The organism is Streptomyces zinciresistens K42 (genome assembly GCF_000225525.1).
Classification (GTDB): domain Bacteria; phylum Actinomycetota; class Actinomycetes; order Streptomycetales; family Streptomycetaceae; genus Streptomyces; species Streptomyces zinciresistens.
On record NZ_AGBF01000134.1, the window covers coordinates 1 to 18,334 of the forward strand.

At 74.0% G+C, this 18,334-nt stretch carries 13 protein-coding genes and 1 pseudogene; 7 read left to right on the forward strand and 7 right to left on the reverse strand.

Features of this window, described 5'->3' with window-relative positions; genetic code table 11:
• The first annotated feature begins 418 nt into the window (after positions 1–418).
• Positions 419–2,032 (forward strand): RICIN domain-containing protein, encoded by a 1,614-nt coding sequence (locus SZN_RS26605; RefSeq protein WP_007500806.1) that lies wholly within the window; start codon positions 419–421, stop codon positions 2,030–2,032.
• A 165-nt stretch (positions 2,033–2,197) separates the two neighbouring features.
• Here the strand turns inward: SZN_RS26605 and SZN_RS26610 are convergent, their stop codons facing one another.
• Positions 2,198–3,367: an alpha-hydroxy-acid oxidizing protein gene (locus SZN_RS26610; RefSeq protein ID WP_007500807.1), complete on the reverse strand. Its 1,170-nt coding sequence runs from the start codon at positions 3,365–3,367 to the stop codon at positions 2,198–2,200.
• Positions 3,368–3,836: 469 nt separating this feature from the next.
• On the opposite strand from SZN_RS26610, the gene SZN_RS26615 reads away from it, so the two are divergent.
• Positions 3,837–4,268, forward strand: a complete 432-nt coding sequence (locus SZN_RS26615) for a subtilase-type protease inhibitor (RefSeq protein WP_007500808.1) — start codon at positions 3,837–3,839, stop codon at positions 4,266–4,268.
• A gap of 157 nt (positions 4,269–4,425) precedes the next feature.
• Here SZN_RS26615 and SZN_RS26620 read toward each other — a convergent pair whose 3' ends face one another.
• The 5 genes from SZN_RS26620 to SZN_RS26640 form a co-directional block, all read right to left on the reverse strand.
• Positions 4,426–5,442 carry a Ppx/GppA family phosphatase gene (locus SZN_RS26620; RefSeq protein ID WP_007500809.1) on the reverse strand — a complete coding sequence of 339 codons (1,017 nt, stop codon included), beginning with the start codon at positions 5,440–5,442 and terminating at the stop codon, positions 4,426–4,428.
• Positions 5,443–5,533: 91 nt separating this feature from the next.
• Complete coding sequence (locus SZN_RS26625; protein ID WP_007500811.1) at positions 5,534–8,338, reverse strand: NHLP bacteriocin export ABC transporter permease/ATPase subunit; 2,805 nt, start codon at positions 8,336–8,338, stop codon at positions 5,534–5,536.
• 1 nt (position 8,339) lies between these two features.
• Positions 8,340–10,562 carry an NHLP family bacteriocin export ABC transporter peptidase/permease/ATPase subunit gene (locus SZN_RS26630; RefSeq protein ID WP_007500812.1) on the reverse strand — a complete coding sequence of 741 codons (2,223 nt, stop codon included), beginning with the start codon at positions 10,560–10,562 and terminating at the stop codon, positions 8,340–8,342.
• Complete coding sequence (locus SZN_RS26635; RefSeq protein ID WP_007500814.1) at positions 10,559–11,365, reverse strand: HlyD family efflux transporter periplasmic adaptor subunit; 807 nt, start codon at positions 11,363–11,365, stop codon at positions 10,559–10,561. Before SZN_RS26635 ends, SZN_RS26630 begins: the two co-directional genes overlap by 4 nt.
• A gap of 137 nt (positions 11,366–11,502) precedes the next feature.
• Positions 11,503–11,718 (reverse strand): hypothetical protein, encoded by a 216-nt coding sequence (locus SZN_RS26640; protein WP_007500815.1) that lies wholly within the window; start codon positions 11,716–11,718, stop codon positions 11,503–11,505.
• A gap of 676 nt (positions 11,719–12,394) precedes the next feature.
• Between SZN_RS26640 and SZN_RS26645 the strand changes: the two genes are divergently transcribed.
• From SZN_RS26645 to SZN_RS26665, 5 genes are all read left to right on the forward strand, one after another.
• A complete protein-coding gene (locus tag SZN_RS26645) occupies positions 12,395–13,783 on the forward strand; it encodes a S1 family peptidase (protein ID WP_007500817.1) in 1,389 nt (462 codons plus the stop codon).
• A 292-nt stretch (positions 13,784–14,075) separates the two neighbouring features.
• Entirely contained in the window at positions 14,076–15,143 is a 1,068-nt protein-coding gene (locus SZN_RS26650; protein ID WP_007500821.1) for a glucose-1-phosphate thymidylyltransferase, read from the forward strand.
• On the forward strand, positions 15,140–16,132 hold the full coding sequence (rfbB, locus tag SZN_RS26655; RefSeq protein WP_007500823.1) for a dTDP-glucose 4,6-dehydratase: 993 nt from the start codon (positions 15,140–15,142) through the stop codon (positions 16,130–16,132). The genes SZN_RS26650 and rfbB overlap by 4 nt, the downstream gene beginning before the upstream one ends.
• Positions 16,129–17,010: a dTDP-4-dehydrorhamnose reductase gene (gene rfbD, locus SZN_RS26660; RefSeq protein ID WP_007500826.1), complete on the forward strand. Its 882-nt coding sequence runs from the start codon at positions 16,129–16,131 to the stop codon at positions 17,008–17,010. Before rfbB ends, rfbD begins: the two co-directional genes overlap by 4 nt.
• Entirely contained in the window at positions 16,997–17,800 is an 804-nt protein-coding gene (locus SZN_RS26665) for a class I SAM-dependent methyltransferase (RefSeq protein ID WP_043733289.1), read from the forward strand. Before rfbD ends, SZN_RS26665 begins: the two co-directional genes overlap by 14 nt.
• Before the next feature lie 17 nt (positions 17,801–17,817).
• Here the strand turns inward: SZN_RS26665 and SZN_RS26670 are convergent.
• Positions 17,818–18,334: pseudogene (locus SZN_RS26670) on the reverse strand (dTDP-4-dehydrorhamnose 3,5-epimerase family protein); the annotation flags it as partial.

Consider the following 18,334-nt stretch of genomic DNA (forward strand, 5'->3'; position numbering starts at 1 on the left):
GGGGATTCGCGCCGGGCCGCCCTCCCGGAGGCCCGGCGCCGGTGGACCACGCGGGCGCACGCGCCGGGGAGCGCGCGCGGCGCCCCGGCGCGGGCGCGGATTTCGCACGGGGCGCAGGGAAATGCCCGAGGACCCCGGGGACAAGGCCGCGGGCGAGAGCGGGCGCCGTATCTGACTTTATTTCAAAGGTGCGGATGTTGCCCGAGTGCCTTGTTGGCCTTCCGCCCACTGTGCAAGGGTGAAGTGCCCGTGGGGGGCGGAACGGACCGGACGCCCATTCGTTCCGTGGAGAACCGGCGCGAACGGGCCGCGGTGAATACGCACTCCCCGGGCCGGCGCCGAAGAGATAACCACCCAAGCGCCTGCTCCTTTTCGGCTGCCCGCCTCCGCAGCACGCGTGTGGGAAGGAATCCGCTCAGTGCCCACCCCCCACCCCCCTCGCCCTCCCTACCCTCCGCCGAGCGGGGTTGCGGAGGAATCCGACGAAGGTCTCGCGGCCCGGCTGCGGGGCCGTGCGGACGGCGGGGCCGCGCCGTCCGTCGCCCTGCTCATGGCACGCCACTGGCCGTCCGCGCGCGCGTACGCGGTGATCTGCCTGGCCTCCCGGGCGGGCGTCGCCGACATGGTCACGGCCGCCGCGTTCCACCAGGTCCTCGACCGTCTGGCGCTCGGTGAGCCCGCCGCGGCGCTGCGCCCCCTGCTGCTGGTCGCCGTCCGGGACACGGTCCGGCAGTGGTCGGCCGAGGAACGCATATCGGGGGTCCTGCCGGACCTCGTGAAACCGGCGGGCGGCCGCGGTATGCGGACGGCGAAGTCCATGACGCCCGAAAACCGGAAACTCGCCGGCCGGTCTTTCCAGGCGCTTCCCGGACACGCCCGCTGTCTGCTCTGGCACACCGAGGTCGAGGCGGAACCCCTCGGCGTTCCCGCCGGGCTGCTGGGCATGGACACCGCCACCGCCGCGGCGGCACGGGAACAGGCGCGTGACGCATTCCGCGAAGGCTGTGTCCACGCCCACAGAGAACTCGCGCCGACCAAGGACTGCCGTTTCCACAACCGGCTGCTCGACATCCCCATGCGCCGCGGCGGGGCCCTGCTGCCCGATGTGCGGGACCATCTCGCGGAGTGCCGCTACTGCCGTCAGGCCGCCGAACAACTGAGCCATTTCGAGAGCGGGTTGGGCGGTCTGCTGGCCGAGGCCGTGCTCGGCTGGGGCGCACGGCGCTATCTCGACACGCGCCCCGGCCGCGCCCAGGGCCCGGTGCAGCGCGGACGGGGCGCGCACCGGCACGGCGCCCCGCGGCGCCGGCTGCTCGCCAGGCTTCCGGTCCCGGTGCGCGGGCTGCCCGCCGGTGCGCGCTCGCGCAGTCTGCTCACGGGGGTGGGCATCGCCTCGGCGGGCCTCATCGCGATCCTGCTCGCCGCCGGACTGCTGTCGGACGACGACGGCGTCGCCCCGGCCGCCTCCGCGACCGTCGGCGGCACCGGGACCGCGCTGCCGCCCGCGGTGTCCTCGCCCCCGCCCGGCACGGCGGGGCTGCCCGACGTGCCCCGGCCCACCCGGCTGCGCAACGCCGACGCCGGTCTGTGCCTGGAGATCCGCGGCGAGCCGAAGCGGGGGGCGGGCACCGGGCTGGCCGCGTGCTCGGCCGACGCCGCCCAGCAGTGGTCGTACGAGAAGGACGGGCTGCTGCGCAGCGCGGCCGACACCGGGCTGTGCCTGGACTCCCGGGCGGACGCGGGGGTGGTGATCCTCGGCAGCTGCGCCGGTGAACGCGCGCCGCGGGCCGACGACGTGCGCTACGACCTCACCGTGCGCGGTGAACTGCTGCCCCGCTGGGACGAACGGCTCGCCCTCGCGGCCACCACCGCGGACGCGGGCGCCGACATCGTCGTCAAGGTCCGCGACCGCTCCGACGGACAGCGCTGGGTGACCGACCCGGCGGGACCGGCGAGCACGGGTTCGCGGTCGAGCGCGGAGTCGCGGCGGCCGGACACCCGGACGGTGCGCGACACCGGGGAGAACGCGTAGGACCCCCGTGGGGTGTCACGTACCCGACGCCCCGGACCGAGGCGCCGGTGCCCGGCCCCGGCACGGTGCCCGTCCCGCCCGCTCGCTCGCGGCGGCCGGGTGTCGGGTGCCCGGCCGGGGCGTCACCGGTGGCGGTTCAGGGGTGCCGATGTGCGGCGGGCGCGGTCATCCGGGTTCCGTCACGAGGTCGGCGGGGCCGACGGACCCTGGGCCGCGGTGGCCGGACAGGGCCAGGGTGAGGTCGAGTTCGGCCAGCAGGCAGCGGATCACGTGCTCGACCCCCGCCTGGCCGTCGAGTCCCAGGCCGTAGGCGTACGGCCGGCCGATCAGGACCGCCCGCGCGCCGAGCGCGAGTGCCTTGAAGATGTCGTCGCCCGTGCGGACGCCGCTGTCGAACAGCACCGCCAGCCGGTCGCCGACGGCCCGCGCGATCCCGGGCAGGGCGTCGGCCGCCCCGACGGACCCGGCGACCTGGCGGCCGCCGTGGTTGGAGACGACGACGCCGTCCATCCCGGCGTCGGCGGCGGCGCGGGCGTCGTCCGGGTGCAGGATTCCCTTCAGGACGATCGGACCGTCCCAGTGCTCGCGCAGGAACGCCAGGTCCGGCCATGTCTTCGCGGGGTCCGAGAACATGCCCACGAAGTGCATCACCGCGGCGTTCGGATCCTCGTGGACCGGCTTGGCGAGACCCGCCCGGAAGGCGGGGTCGGTGAAGTAGTTGGCGGTGCCCACCCCGTGCAGGAACGGCAGATACGCCTGGTCGAGGTCGCGGGGCCGCCAGGCGAGCATCGGCGTGTCCAGGGTGACGACGAGCGCGGTGAACCCGGCGGCCTTCGCCCGGCCGAGGAAGCTGCGCGCCACCTCGGGGTCCTTCGGCCAGTACAGCTGGAACCAGCGCTCGGCGTCCCCCATCGCCTCGGCGACCTGCTCCATGGGGGTGCTGGACGCCGACGACAGGACGAAGGGCACGCCCTGCGCCGCGGCGGCCCGCGCCGCCGCGCCCTCGGCGTCAGGATGCATGAGCGACAGCACGCCGACCGGCGCCAGCGCCAGCGGGGCGGGCAGGGCGCGGCCCAGCACCTCCACGGACAGATCCCGCTCGTGCACGTCGCGCAGCACACGCGGCACGATCCGATGCCGTGCGAGGGCCGCGCGGTTGGCGCGGGCGGTGCTGCCGTCCCCCGCGCCGCCCGCCACGTAGCCGACGGGGCCGGGGCCGAGGCGCTGCTCGGTCAGCTCCTCCAGCCGGGTCAGATCGGTGGGCAGCCGGGGCACCGCGCCCGTCATCCCGTGGAGATAGATCTCGTACTGGAAGTCGGCCCAGTGCTTGCCCATCACGACCCCGCCTCTCGTCCCTGGGAACGCGCCGTACGCAGACCATACCGACCGGTAGGCCGCCTGGCGGAGCAGGGTCCCGCCACCGCCACCGCCACCGCCACCGCCACCGCCACCGCCTCGCACCGGCCGCGGACCAGGGTCCGCGGCCGCGGGAACCCCGCCCGGCCATGAACGGCCGGGGTGGGAGACGTGTCCGCCGGGCACTCAACCGGAATGTTTCAGGCCGATTGACGAGCGCGTGCAATCAGGCCACCCGGCGCATTGGAACGATCAAGAAGCGCTGGCTTTCCGTGTTGAAACGTTCGAACGTCGTCACTTCGCGCCACTGATTCAACACACAAGGTTACCGAAACCGGCGGTGCCGAGGTGAGTTTCGGCGGCGGACTCGGCAGACTCCCGCTCGTCGTCCCGGCGCCGACCGCGCCGGAGCCGGCACACCCCCGAACCGAGCGGAAGGATGCACACCATGCGGAACACCGCGCGCTGGGCGGCGACCCTCGCCCTGACGGCCACCGCCGTCTGCGGGCCCCTCACCGGAGCCGCCCTCGCCGCCCCCGCCACCCCCGACTCGCTCCACGCGCCCTCGGCCCTCGTGCTCGCCGTGGCCTACGGAGACGACGCCACCCTGGCCGCGCCGGCCCGCGCGGTCACGCTGAGCTGCGCCCCGACGGCCTCCGGCAGCCATCCCGACGCCCGCTCGGCCTGTGCCGAACTGCGGGGCGCCCAGGGCGACTTCGACGCCCTCAGGGCGAGGGAGGACGTGCTGTGCACCAAGCAGTACGCCCCCGTGGTGATCACGGTGGACGGAGTGTGGCAGGGCCGCCGCGTCTCCTATGAGCGCACGTTCGCCAACGAGTGCGTGAAGGGCTCCTACGGGACCAGCCTCTTCGCGTTCTGAGACCGGGATCGCCGGGCTCCCGTGCAGTACGGCACGGCTCGCGGACTGGGGAGTGCGGGCCCTGCCGAGGGGCCGCCCGCGATCTCGCACCGGGTGCCGGCCGGGCGGAGTGGGGCCGCCCGGCCGGCACCTCGGCGTGCTGCGGGGGTTCCCGGAGTCAGCCGGGCACGGGCGCCCGTGCCGCGGCGATCCTCAGAGGCGCGAGCCCCGCCCCGCCCTCCTCGTCGAAGCGGGTGACCTCCGACCACCAGCAGGGACCGTCCTCCATATGACGCAGCATGATGCCCTCGCGGATGGCCCACGGGCAGATCGTCACCGCGTCCAGGCCGGTCAGCTTCATCGCCGTGTGCGCGATCACCGCGCCCGCCAGGCTCTGTTCGGAGCGGGGCGCCGAGATCCCGGGCAGCAGTGCGCGCTCCGCGGCCGGCAGCGGCGACAGCCGCCCCACCGCCTCCCGCAGGTCCTCCCGCGTCAACTGCCGCTCCACGAAGGGACCGTGGCGCCCCGGCGCCGCCCCGCACAACCGGCCCAGCTGCTGGAAGGTGCGCGAGGTGGCCGCCGCCGTGCGCGGCCCCTCCCAGCGTATCCGCGCGGCGACGTCCCGCAGTTGATGGCGGACCCTGCGGCGCAGTTCCCGTACGCGCCGCGGGTCCGGCGGGTCCTCACCGGCGAAGTACTCCTGGCTCAGACGCCCCGCGCCGAGCGGCAGGGACGCCACGAAGTCGGGCAACCGGCCCCGGCCGAAGGCCACTTCCAGCGAGCCGCCCCCGATGTCCAGCAGGGCGAGCGGGCCCGAGCGCCAGCCCATCCACCGGCGGGCCGCCAGGAACGTCAGCTCCGCCTCCACTTCGCCCGGCAGGGTGCACAGGTGCACCCCGGTCCGCTCCCGCACCGCGCGCAGCACCTCGCCCCTGTTCGGCGCGGCCCGCACCACGGCCGTCGCGAAGGCGAGGGGGGTGGCGGCCCCCCACTTCACGGCCGTCCGGTCCGCGGCCGACACCGCGTGCACCAGCCGCTCCACCGCCTCCTCGGGGACCGGATCACCCGGCCCCACCAGTTCGGACAGTCTCAGCCGCCACTTCTCGGTGTGCACCGGAAGAGGCGCCCCGTCCTTGGCGTCGGCCACCACGAGCCGGACCGTCTTCGACCCCACGTCCATCACACTGATGCGCATGGCTCGGCAAGTACCCGCTTCCCGTACGGAAAACAACGTCACCGCGCCCGTGAACCGGGGAGCGCGCGAGGGGCGCACCGACGCGCGGGCGTCACGCCATCTGCCGCCGCACCAGTTCATGCAGGCGCCCGGAGGTGTCCGCGAGCAGCCGCGCGGGCGGCCCCTGCTGGGCGACCTTACCGTCCTCCATCACGATGACGCGGTCGGCGTCCAGCACCGTCGACAACCGGTGCGCGATGACGATCCGCGTGGCCTTCAGCGCCCGGGTGGACTCGATGACCGTGCGCTGGGTCTCGTTGTCGAGGGCGCTGGTCGCCTCGTCGAAGAACAGGATGCGCGGACGGCGGATCAGCGCCTGCGCGATCATCAGCCGCTGGCGCTGACCGCCGGAGACGGCGCCGCCGCCCGAGACGATGGTGTGCAGGCCCATCGGCATCCGCCGGATGTCCTCGGCCAGCCCCGCCATCTCGGCCGCCGCCATCGCCTCCTCCGGCGTGTACGGCTCGGTGCCGCAGATGACGTCCATGAGGGAACCGGTGAACGGCTGGGCGTGCTGGAGCACCACCCCGCACTGCCGCCGCACGGCCGACCGGTCCAGCGCCGCCAGGTCCTGACCGTCGTACAGCACACTGCCGGAGAGCGGCCTGTCGAAGCCGATCAGCAGCCGCAGCAGCGTCGACTTGCCGCAGCCGCTCGGCCCGACGACCGCCACGAACTCACCCGGCCGCACGTCGAAGGACACGTCGTCCAGGACCAGCGGCCCGTCGTCGGCGTACCGGAACGACAGCCGCCGCGCCTCGACCGCCCCGCTCAGCGGGCCCGGCCGGGTGCTCGCCGCGCCCACCTCGGGCGTGGCCTCCAGCACCGGCTTGATCTCCTCGAACAGCGGCAGCGCGGCCACCGCGGAGACGAACGCGCCGGTCAGCTGGGTCACCGCCGTCAGCAGCATCGTCACCGAGGTGCTGAAGGTGAGGAACGCCGCCGCCGACATCGTCCCGCGGGCCGGACCCGCCAGCAGCATGAACATCAGCAGCGTGCACAGCGGCAGGTACACCGCGCCCAGCACCGTGGTGAGGTTCTTGACCCGCCCCACCTTCTGCTGGAGCTCACGGCTGTGCGCGAACCGGTCCGCCCAGGCCGCGTAGGCGTAGTTCTCCGCCGCCGCGACCCGCAGCTTCGGCAGCCCGCGCAGGGTCTGGAACGCCTGGTTGTTCAGCTTGTTGCCGAGCACCACCAGCCGGCGCTGCCAGCGCACCTGCCACAGCCCGAGCCCCAGGAACACGGCCGCGACCGCGACCAGCATGCCGATCGCCGCCAGAGCCATCGGCACACTGAACCAGAACAGCAGCGCCAGGTTCACCGCGCCGACCGTCACCGACTGCGCGACGACCGGGCCGACACCCGCCAGCAGCCGGCGGATCGCGCTGATGCCCATGGCCTGACTGGCCAGTTCACCGGTCGAGCGCTCGGTGAAGAACGTCGTGGGCAGCCGCAGCAGCCGGTCCCACAGGGCGGGTTGCAGTGTCGCCTCGACGCGGCCCTCCAGCCGCAGGATGGTCAGGTTCTGCAACAGCATGAACGCCGCCGCGACCACACCGCTGACCATCACGGCCAGGCAGAACTGCGCGATCAGCGCGGTCTGCGCCCTCGGCACGAACTCGCCGAGCACCTTGCCGGTCGCGACCGGCACCAGGGCCCCGATCGCGACGGTCACCAGACCTGCGGCGAGCAGGTTCCCCAGATCGCCCCGCGTGCCCCGCATGCTGAACCGCAGCAGCCTCAGCGGGCTCAACGCGCGGTCCGGCAGCGGACGGTAGAACATCACCGCGCGCGGCTCGAACTCCTCCGCGTTCGCCCTCTCGACCGGGGTCTCCCGGCCGGTCGCCGGATGCACGGCGACATAGCCGCCGCGCCGCCACAGCAGCGCCACCGGCGCACCGGACAGCGCCCGGCGGCCGACGAGCGGCCCGACGTCGTCCCGCCACCACCGGCCCTCCAGCCGTACGGACCGGGTGCGCACCCGGGACGCGATCGCCAACTGCTCGACCGGGTCCAGCCGTTCGCTCTCGGTACCGCTCTGCGCGGGCTCGGCCAGCGTGATCCCGGCCGCCTCGGCGACCAGCCGGCAGGCCGCGTGCCCGGCGTCCGCGTCGGCGGCCGTCGTCCGCGGGCCGCCGCGCCTGCCGATGGAGGCGAGCAGCGTCCGGTCGGCCTCGGCGCGCACCGCCTCACCGGCCCTGATGCCCTGCGCGGCACGGGACTCGTGGGTGCGCTCCACCTGCTCGATCCAGCGGTCCAGCGTGGTCAGCAGCCGGTACTGCTGGTCCACCATGGACTGCCAGACCGCCGGGTCCATCAGCAGGTCGGCGGCGGCCTGCGCGCCGTACTGCACGCTGCCGGGCGGCACCTGCATCCAGAAGACGTCGTCGTCGGTGACCTCCGCCGCCCGCTCGCCGGCCGTCGGCGCCTGGAAGAGGACGGTCAGGCTGCGGCCGACGCCCAGCGCGAGGGCGTACTCCAGGGGGCTCGTCTGCGGCGGGACGTACTGCGGATTGCCGTAGTCGTCGTAGGACCAGGTCTGGGTGTGCGCGGGCTGGTACAGCTCGCGCAGCCCGATGCGGTGGACGACGCAGTCCCGCAGCGGGCGGGCGACCAGCGTGTGCTGCGGCCCCGTCACCGGGCCGAGCAGCAGCGAGCCCGCCTCCAGCCGGCCGAGGTGGTGCCAGTGGCCCTGCCGGCCGGCGTCGACCGCGAACAGGTCCACCGCCCCGGACGCCACCAGCCACAGCACCTGCGGGCCTTCGAGGTCGAGCCGGCTGAGCCCGGCGCAGTCGACGGGCGTGCCCATCCCCCCCAGCGCCTGGAGAACGAGGTCACCCTCGTGGACGGCCGTCATCTCAACGCTCCCTGACCAGAGCCGCGTACGCGCCGCCGCGCGCCACCAGCTCCTCGTGCCGCCCGCGTTCCACGACGACGCCGTGTTCGAGGACGACGATCTCGTCGCTGTCGCGCACGGTGCTCAGCCGGTGCGCGATCACCACACAGGCACAGCCGCGCTTGCGCAGGTTGTCCATCACGACCAGCTCGGTCTCCGCGTCCAGCGCGCTCGTCACCTCGTCCAGCACCAGGATGCTCGGCCGGCGCACCAGCGCCCGCGCGATCTCCAGACGCTGGCGCTGACCGCCGGAGAAGTTGCGCCCGTCCTGCTCGACGCGGCTGTGGACACCGCCGGGCCGGCGCATCACGACGTCGTACAGCGCCGCGTCGCGCAGCGCGTCCACCACCGCCTCCTCCGGGATCGACGGGTCCCACAGCGCCACGTTGTCGCGGACCGTGCCCTCGAACAGGAACACTTCCTGGTCCACGAAGGAGACGGACGCGGCGAGCGCGCCGCGCGGGATGTCCTCGATACGGCGGCCGTCGATGCGGATCACGCCCTCCCAGGGGGAGTACAGCCCCGATATCAGCCGGGAGACCGTCGACTTGCCGCTGCCCGAGCCGCCGACCAGCGCCACCTGCTGCCCCGGCCCCACCGTCAGGTCGAAACCGGTCAACAGCGGCTTGTCCAGCGGGTTGTAGCCGAAACCGATGTTCTGGAGCTCGACATGGCCCCGGAGCCGTCGTGTGGACCCGCCGGTCCCCGGGCGGCCGTAGAGCGGATCGGCCTGGAAGTTCTCGACGTCCTTCAGCCGGGCCACGTCGGCGGCGAAGTCCTGGATGCGGCCCGCCACTCCGTTGAGCCGGGTGATCGGCGCGGTGAAGCGGGCGACCAGGGCCTGGAAGGCCACCAGCAGCCCGACCGAGATGCCCCCCTCGACGGCCCGCATACCCCCGATCCACAGGATCAGCCCGCTGTTGAGGGTGGCCAGCGTCGGCGCGACCACGCCCAGCCACGCGCTCGGCACCCCCAGCCGCTGCTGCTCCTCCAGCGTGGTGGCGTGCTGCCCGGCCCACTTGCGGAAGTAGCCGTCCTCGCCGCCGGTCGCCTTCATCGTCTCGATCAACTGGAGCCCGGTGTAAGAGGTGTTGGTGAGCCGGGCGCTGTCCGCGCGCAGCTTGGCGGTGCGGGTGGCCCGCAGCCGGACGACGACCCGCATCGCGACGACGTTCAGCAGGGCCACGCCGACGCCGACGAACGTCAGCTGGGGGTCGTAGGTGTAGAGGAGCAGCGCGTACAGGACGACGACCACCGCGTCGACGCCGGCCGCGGCGAGGTCGCGGGCCAGGGTCTCGGAGACCTGGTCGTTGGACTGGAGGCGCTGCACCAGGTCCGCCGGGCTGCGCTGGGAGAAGAACGTCACCGGCAGCCGCAGCAGATGGCGCAGGAAGCGGGCGCTGGACAGCGTGGAGGAGATGATGCGTCCGCGCAGCAGGTTCGCCTGCTGCAGCCAGGTCAGCGCCACCGTCAGCAGGACGCAGGTGCCCATGGCGGCGAACAGCACGCCCAGCAGCGAGGTCTGACCGCCGATCAGGAACATGTCGATGTAGGTGCGGCTCAGCGCGGGCACCGCCGCGCCGACCAGCACCAGCAGCAGGCTCGCCAGGATCGCGGCGGGCAGGGTGCCCGCGGTGCCGCGCAGCCGGGCCGGCATGGCGCCGAGCACCCCCGGCTTGCGGCCGCCCCTGGCGAAGTCCCCGCCGGGCTCCATGACCAGGGCGACGCCCGTGAAGCTGCCGTCGAAGTCCTCCATGGGTACGAAACGGCGGCCCTTGCCGGGGTCGTTGATGTACACGCCCCGGCGGCCGAACCGGCGGCCCATGCCGTCGTAGACGACGTAGTGGTTGAACTCCCAGAACAGGACGGCCGGTGTCCGCACCTCGGCGAGGGCGGCCGTGTCCATCTGCATGCCCTTGGCCGTCAGACCGTAACCTCGGGCCGCCTTCAGCAGGTTGCTGGCGCGGGAGCCGTCGCGGGAGACACCGCACGCGATGCGCAGCTCCTCCAGCGGGACGTGCCGGCCGAAGTGGGCGAGCACCATGGCGAGCGAGGCGGCGCCGCACTCCACGGCCTCCATCTGGAGCACGGTGGGTGTACGGACCGCCTTCGCGCGGCCCTTCGGCACGGGGCGCCGGGCCGGGGCGGTGCGGCGCCGCGTGCGCGGCTGCGGCGCGGCGCTCACGGCAGCAGCCAGTCGACGGGGCGCTGGTCGGCGAGCCGCACCGAAGCCTCGGCCAGGGTCATGGAGTCGAGGGCGAAGGGCGGGCCGTCGGCGGACGACCACCGGTAGCCGCTCTTCGTGCCGGTCGCGCGGTCCAGCTGCACCAGGACGGCGACCGGCCTGCCGTCCTCGGTGAACTGCTCGCCCAGCCGGCGGTCACCGAGGAACGCGGCGATCTGCTGCGCCGACTGCGCCGCGCGGTCCACCGACTTCACATGGCCGCGCAGCACGCCGTACTCCTGGGCGGGCACCGACTGGACGGTGAGGTCGACGGGGGCCCGGTCCGCGATGGCGGCCGCGTTCGCGGCGGGCACGTACACGGTGGCGTACAGCGGGTCGCCCGCGCGGGCGACCTTCTCCACGGCGGCCACGTTCGCCCCGGTCGAGATGATCTGCCCGATGGTGGCCGCGAGCGCGGTGACCCGCCCCGCGGCGACGCTGCGCACGACGGTCTCGCCGTCGGCCGTGCGGACCTTCAGCACGGGGGAGCCGGCCGCGATCCGCCGGCCCTGTTCGGCGAGGACCGCGGTGACCTGCCCGGCGACCGGGCTCTGCAGGAGGTAGCTGCCCTGGCCGTGGGTGAGGACGGCCGGCGCGCCGACCGTGGAGGTGACGGACCCGGTCACCGCCCACACGGACGCGGCGGCCATCACGACGACCGTGACGGACAGCACGAGCCAGCCCTGGGGGCGGGCGAAGCGCACCGGGAGGTCGAGCTCCTCCGGTGACTGGAGCTTGGCGAGGGCCTGCTGGCGGAACTGCACGGGACTTGCCTCACCTGAGGATGAGCGGGGACCGGCGGGCGGGCCGGTCGTGGCGCGGACGGCGTCGGCGGGGTCGCGGCACCCGAGAGCCCCGGAGCCGGGGGGCGGCTCCGGGACTCGGCGGTGTGAGGGCGCGGTCAGATACCGGCGACCAGGTTCGAGACCGGGGCGGTGTTCAGGCCGGTGACACCCTCCACGGTGCCGACGGCCGTGTCGACCAGACCGGAGACCGGGGCGATGCCGTTGACAGCGCTGAGGGCACCGTTGACGGCGTTGACCTGAAGGCCGCCGGAGACGTTGTCGAGCTCGGCGTCGGAGATCTCGGCGGTCGCAACCTGGGGGGTGGAGTTCATGATGGAACTTCCCTTCCTGATGGGTGTTTCACAAGGGGGAGCGGCCCCCTCTGGGGACAGATGACGGCCGCGACCGCGGGTGCCCGGCGTCCGTTTCCGAAAGCCGTTGGCGGCCCCCGCGATGCGATGGATCAAAGCACGCGGCGGGCGGCGGCTTCCAATCAAACCGGCACCTCACCAGGGCACTTGAGTACGACAGGCCCGCTTGCGTGCAGAAGCGGGCACGTCTTGCCGGTGACTTCTTCACATGCGTCACAGCATCGGCCCGCGCGGGCTGTTGCGCCCGCCGGGGGGTCTGTCGGTGCCCCCGCGGCGAATCCGACACTCCGCCCCCAAGGGGGTGGCTGCGGCCCGTGCCCGTGTGCAGAACCCCGGCCTCCCGTGACCTCGTTGAGCAGTGAATGTGCAGATTCGCCGAAGCCGGGATTCCGCTCCCGGACCGCGACCCGGCGTCTTCGCGCGGTCACGGAACGTGTCGGCTCCGAGGGGGTGTGAACCGTGCTCGCCCCGCGTCAACACCCCTCTGCGCCCGTCCGGTTCCGTGTTTCCCGCGAGGCGATCGCAAACGGAGTTGAACGCCGCGGCCGAAGCGCGCGTACCCACTGCCAACCAGGCGCCCCCGGACGCCGCCGGACGCACGGCGGCGCAGACCCCGTCCCCCAGGAGGTCGAGAAGTTTGAGTCACAAGCGAATCCCGAAGCGCAAGGCCGCGATAGCCGCGGGCGGCGTGGTGGCGCTCGGAGCGGCGGCGATCCTCCTGCCGAACGCCAACGCGTCCCAGGACGCCGCCTCGGACGCCGCACCCAGGACCCTCAAGGCGGCGGACGCCTCGCAGCTCGCCGCGCGGCTCGCGGGAGCGCTGGGCGACGCCTTCGCCGGTTCGTACTACGACGCCGGCGGCAGGCAGCTCGTCGTCAACGTCGTCGCCGGCGACAACGACAACGTGATCGTGCAGGCCGAGCGGGCGGGCGCCAAGGTCCGCGAGGTCCGCAACAGCCTGGCCGCGCTCAGGACCGGCGCGCAGACCCTCAGGTCCGAGGCCGCCGTCCCCGGTACGGCCTGGGCGGTGGACCCCAGGACGAACAAGATCCTCGTCACCGCCGACCGCACGGTCACCGGCGGCGACTGGGACCGGCTGGAGTCGACGGTCAAGGGCCTCGGGTCCGGCATTGCCGACGTGAAGCGGTCGAAGGGCACCTTCAAGACCTTCCTCTCCGGCGGCGACGCGATCTTCGCGGGCGGGGCGCGCTGCTCCGCCGGCTTCAACGTCACCGCGGGCGACGGCACTCCCGCCTTCCTGACCGCCGGTCACTGCGGTGTCGCGGCGGCGCAGTGGTCCGACTCGCAGGGCGGCCGGCCGATCGCCACCGTCGACCAGGCCACCTTCCCCGGCGCCGGAGACTTCGCACTCGTGAAGTACGACGACCCGGCGACCCAGGCGCCCAGCGAGGTCAACGTCGGGCAGCAGACCGTCGCGATCAGCCAGGCCGCCGACGCCGCAGTGGGCCTCCAGGTCTTCCGGATGGGCAGCACCACCGGACTGAACAACGGTCAGGTCACCGGGGTCGACGCCACGGTGAACTACCCCGAGGGCACGGTCACCGGGCTCATCCAGACCGACGTGTGCGCCGAGCCCGGCGACAGCGGCGGCTCGCTGTTCACCCAGGACGGGCTGGCGATCGGTCTGACCTCCGGCGGCAGCGGTGACTGCACGGTCGGCGGCGAGACGTTCTTCCAGCCGGTGACCACCGCCCTCCAGGCGGTCGGCGCCACCCTCGGCGACGGGGCGGGCGGCGCGGGTGCGGGTGCCGGCGCGGGCCAGGGTGCCGGTGACCAGGCGGGTCAGGGCGCCGGTGACGGCGCGGGCGACCAGGCGGGCCAGGGTGCCGGTGCCGGTGCCGGTGCCGGTGACCAGGCGGGCGCCGGCCAGGAGGCCGGTGCCGGGCAGGGCCCTGGTGCCGGCCAGGGCGTGGGCGGCGGAAACGCCGACGGCTCGGGCAAGGCAGGCGCCCCCGGCTCGGGCGACGGCCTCGGCCGGATCGTCGGCAGCGGCGGGGGCGACTGACCCGCCCGCCCCTCCGGATCCGGGTGATCCGCACGGTACGCGGTCCGGCCCTCCGGCGGGAGGGCCGGGCCGTCCCGTCCGCCGGGACGAGGGACACGGGACGCCGGGGATCGGCGGCCCCACGGGCCGCCACCTGGGGCACCGGGCCGGTCGGCGGCGGTGAGCAGGTGTGGTGCGAGATCGCCCTCGACGGCTGAACCCGGCCCCGGATGAACGGCGCACGGACGGAAGGTGAGGATCAGGCCGATCCCGGCACCGTCAAACCGGCGGAACCGGGGCTAAGGTGAACCGGATGAAGGCTCTCGTACTGGCCGGCGGCGCCGGTACGCGCTTGCGGCCGATCACCCACACCTCGGCCAAACAGCTCGTGCCGGTCGCGAACAAGGCCGTGCTCTTCTACGGGCTGGAATCCATCGCCGCCGCGGGCATCACCGACGTCGGGGTCGTCGTCGGCGACACCGCCGAGGAGATCCGGGACGCGGTCGGCGACGGTTCCGCGTTCGGACTGAAGATCACCTACGTGCCGCAGGACCGCCCGCTGGGGCTGGCGCACGCCGTCCTCGTCGCCCGCGACTACCTCGGCGACGACGACTTCGTCATGTACCTCGGCGACAACTTCGTCGTCGGCGGAATCACCGGCCTGGTCGAGGAGTTCCGCGGCAACCGCCCCGACGCGCAGATCCTGCTCACCCGGGTCAAGGACCCCCGCCCCTTCGGCGTCGCCGAACTCGACGGCGCGGGCCGGGTCGTCGGCCTGGAGGAGAAGCCCGAGCACCCCAGGAGCGACCTCGCCCTGGTCGGCGTCTACCTCTTCACGCCCGTCATCCACGACGCCGTGCGCGCCATCACCCCCTCCCGGCGGGGCGAGTTGGAGATCACGCACGCCGTCCAGCACCTCATCGACCGCCGCGCGGACGTGCGCTGCACCGTCATCCAGGGCTACTGGAAGGACACCGGGAACGTCGCCGACATGCTGGAGGTGAACCGGACCGTCCTGGAGGGCATGGCCCGCCGCATCGACGGCGACGTCGACCACGCCTCCGAGACGGTCGGCCGGGTCGTCGTCGAGGCGGGCGCCCGCATCGTCAACTCCCGCATCGTCGGCCCCGCGGTCATCGGCTCCGGCACCGTCGTCGAGGACTCCTACGTCGGACCCTTCACCTCCATAGCCGAGAACTGCCGGGTCACCGACAGCGAACTGGAGTTCTCCATCGTGCTGCGCGACTCCACGATCCACGGGGCGGGCCGCATCGAGTCCTCCCTCATCGGCCGCCATGTGGAGGTCACCCCCGCGCCGAGCGTCCCCAGCGCGCACCGCCTCGTCCTCGGAGACCACAGCAAGGTGCAGATCCACACATGAACCTCCTCGTCACCGGCGCGGCCGGCTTCATCGGCTCCACCTACGTCCGGATGCTGCTCGCCCGCCACGCCCGGGAGGACCCCGCCGCGCCACGGATCACGGTGCTCGACAAGCTCACCTACGCGGGCACCCTGGACAACCTCGAACTCGGCCATCCCCGCCTGGAGTTCGTGCACGGCGACATCCGCGACGCCGCCCTCGTCGACAAGCTGGCGGCCGCCGCCGACCAGATCGTGCACTTCGCCGCCGAGTCCCACGTCGACCGCTCCCTCACCGGTGGCGCCGACTTCGTGCTCACCAACGTCCTGGGCACCCAGACCCTGCTGGAGGCGGCCCGCCGCCACGGCGTGGGCCCCTTCGTGCACGTCTCCACCGACGAGGTCTACGGCTCGGTGGCGACCGGCTCCTCCACCGAGGAGGACGTGCTGCGGCCCAGCTCCCCCTACTCCGCCTCCAAGGCGTCCTCCGACCTCCTCGCCCTCGCCCACCACCGCACCCACGGCCTGGACGTCCGCGTCACCCGCTGCTCCAACAACTACGGCCCGCACCAGTTCCCCGAGAAGGTCGTGCCGCTGTTCGTCACCCGCCTCCTCGACGGCCACCGCGTCCCCCTCTACGGCGAGGGCCTCAACGTCCGCGACTGGCTGCACGTCGACGACCACTGCCGCGGCGTCGAACTCGTGCGCACCGAGGGCCGGTCCGGCGAGGTCTACAACCTCGGCGGCGGCACCGAACTGCGCAACCGCGACCTCACCGCCCTGCTGCTGGAGGCGTGCGGCGCGGGCTGGGACCGGGTGGCGCACGTCGAGGACCGCAAGGGCCACGACCTGCGCTACAGCGTCGACTGGACCAAGGCCCGCACCGAACTCGGCTACCGGCCCCGCCAGGACTTCGCCGCCGGGCTCGCCGCCACCGTCGCCTGGTACCGCGAGCACCGGGCCTGGTGGGAGCCGCTCGTCCGGCGCGTGGAGGAGGGGGAGCGCGGATGAGATGGCTGGTCACCGGCGCGGGCGGCATGCTCGGCCGGGACACCGTGGCCGAACTGCGCACGCGCGGCGAGCCGGTGACCGCCCTCGACCGCGCCGCCCTCGACATCACCGACCCCGCAGCCGTCGGGCGCGCCCTGACCGCGCACCGCCCCGGCCTGCTCGTCAACTGCGCCGCCTACACGGCCGTCGACGCCGCCGAACAGGACGAGGAGCGCGCCCTGCGCGTCAACGGCGACGGCCCCCGGCTGCTCGCCCGCGCCTGCGCGGCCCGCGGAATCCGCCTCGTCCACCTCTCCACCGACTACGTCTTCGCCGGGGACGCCCACGCGCCCTACCCCGAGGACCACCCCACCGCCCCGCGCACCGCCTACGGCCGCACCAAGCTCGCGGGAGAGCGCGCCGTCCGGGCCGAACTCCCCGACGCCGCCGTCGTCGTGCGCACCGCCTGGCTCTACGGCGTCCACGGCCGCAGCTTCGTGCGCACCATGATCGAACTGGCGGCGGGCCGGGACACCGTCGACGTCGTCGACGACCAGCGCGGGCAGCCCACCTGGAGCGCCGACGTCGCCGCCGCAGTCGCCGACCTCGGGCCCCGCGTCGGCGCCGGCGCCACCGGCGTCCTGCACGCCACCAACACCGGCGACGGCACCTGGTACGACCTGGCCCGCGAGGTGTTCCGGCTGCTGGGCGCCGACCCCGGCCGGGTGCGCCCCGTCCGCACCGCCGACTTCCCCCGCCCCGCGCCCCGGCCCGCGTACAGCGTCCTCGCCCACACCCGGCGGCAGCGCCTCGGCCTGCCCCGACCGCGCGACTGGCGCACCGCCCTGCGCGAAGCCCTGCCCCTGATCCGCAAGGAGGCCCTTCGTGAAACGCCATGAGTTCCTGCGGGAACTGCACAAGGTCAGCGGCAACCGCACCTACCTGGAGATCGGCGTCAACGACGGCCGCAGCCTGCGGCTGTCCCGGGTCCCCAGCGTCGCCGTCGACCCCGCCTTCAAGGTCGTCACGGAACTCCGCTGCGACGTGCACCTGGTGCGCGCCACCAGCGACGACTTCTTCGCCCGCCCCGACCCGCTGCGCCATCTCAAGGGCGGCCGGCACCCCCTGCGCAACCTGCGCCGCGGCCGCAGCCCGCTCGGCCACTGGCGGCGCCCGGTGCTCGACCTGTCGTTCATCGACGGCATGCACCTGTTCGAGTACGCCCTGCGCGACTTCATCAACGTCGAACGCCACTCCGACTGGACGAGCGTGATCGTCTTCGACGACATGCTGCCCCGCAACGCGGGCGAGGCCGCGCGCGAGCGCCACACCGACGCCTGGACCGGCGACGTGTACAAGCTCGCCGAGATCCTCCGCCGCCACCGCCCCGACCTGCTGACCGTGCTCGTCGACACCCGGCCCACCGGGCAGCTCGTCGTCTTCGGCGCGGACCGCCGCGACACGGTGCTGCGCGAGCGCTACGAGGACGTCGTCGCCGAGTACACCGTGCCCGACCCGCAGCAGGTGCCCGGGGCGGTCCTGGACCGGGCCGGGGCCGTCGCCCCGCGGACACTGCTCGGCGCCGGCTTCTGGCGCCCGCTGGCCCGCGCCCGCCGCACCGGCCTCGCACGGGCCCGGGGCTGGGAGCCGCTGCGCAAGGGGATCGAGGCGGCCCTCGCCGCCGGGTGAGCGCGCCGCCGCGCCGCTCAGGGCGCCGCCGGTCCGCCCCCGGCGCGCAGCCCCGCGTAGTACGCCCGGCATGCCGCGTACGACGGCAGCAGCCCGCTCTCCCGGGCCCGCTCCAGCGACGGCGCCGCCGCGTCCTTCGGGGACAGCACCGGCCGGACGCCCTCGGGCCAGGCGATGCCCAGCGCCGGATCGAGCGGGTCCACGCCGTGCTCGCGCTCCGGGGCGTAGCCGGTGGAGCACAGGTAGACCACGGTGGCGTCCTCGGTGAGCGCCATGAAGGCGTGGCCCAGCCCCTCGGCGAGGAACACCGCGCGACGGCCCTCCCTCGTCCACGCCGGACGGCTTCCCAGCGCCCGAAGGAGGGCGAGCCGACCCGCACGTCGGCCACCACGTCGAGGACGGCGCCGCGCACGCACGTCACGTACTTCGCCTGGCCGGGCGGCACGTCGGCGTAGTGCAGCCCGCGCAGCACCCCCCGGCGGGAGACGGAGCAGTTGGCCTGTGCGAAGGTCAAGGTCGCGGCCGGTGGCCGCG

Coding starts and splice junctions, on each gene's coding strand:
- SZN_RS26610 (WP_007500807.1), bottom strand. CDS start 3,367: ATGGGCAAGCACTGGGCCGACTTCCAGTACGAGATCTATCTCCACGGG.
- SZN_RS26615 (WP_007500808.1), top strand. CDS start 3,837: ATGCGGAACACCGCGCGCTGGGCGGCGACCCTCGCCCTGACGGCCACC.
- SZN_RS26620 (WP_007500809.1), bottom strand. CDS start 5,442: ATGCGCATCAGTGTGATGGACGTGGGGTCGAAGACGGTCCGGCTCGTG.
- SZN_RS26625 (WP_007500811.1), bottom strand. CDS start 8,338: ATGACGGCCGTCCACGAGGGTGACCTCGTTCTCCAGGCGCTGGGGGGG.
- SZN_RS26640 (WP_007500815.1), bottom strand. CDS start 11,718: ATGAACTCCACCCCCCAGGTTGCGACCGCCGAGATCTCCGACGCCGAG.
- SZN_RS26650 (WP_007500821.1), top strand. CDS start 14,076: ATGAAGGCTCTCGTACTGGCCGGCGGCGCCGGTACGCGCTTGCGGCCG.
- rfbB (WP_007500823.1), top strand. CDS start 15,140: ATGAACCTCCTCGTCACCGGCGCGGCCGGCTTCATCGGCTCCACCTAC.
- rfbD (WP_007500826.1), top strand. CDS start 16,129: ATGAGATGGCTGGTCACCGGCGCGGGCGGCATGCTCGGCCGGGACACC.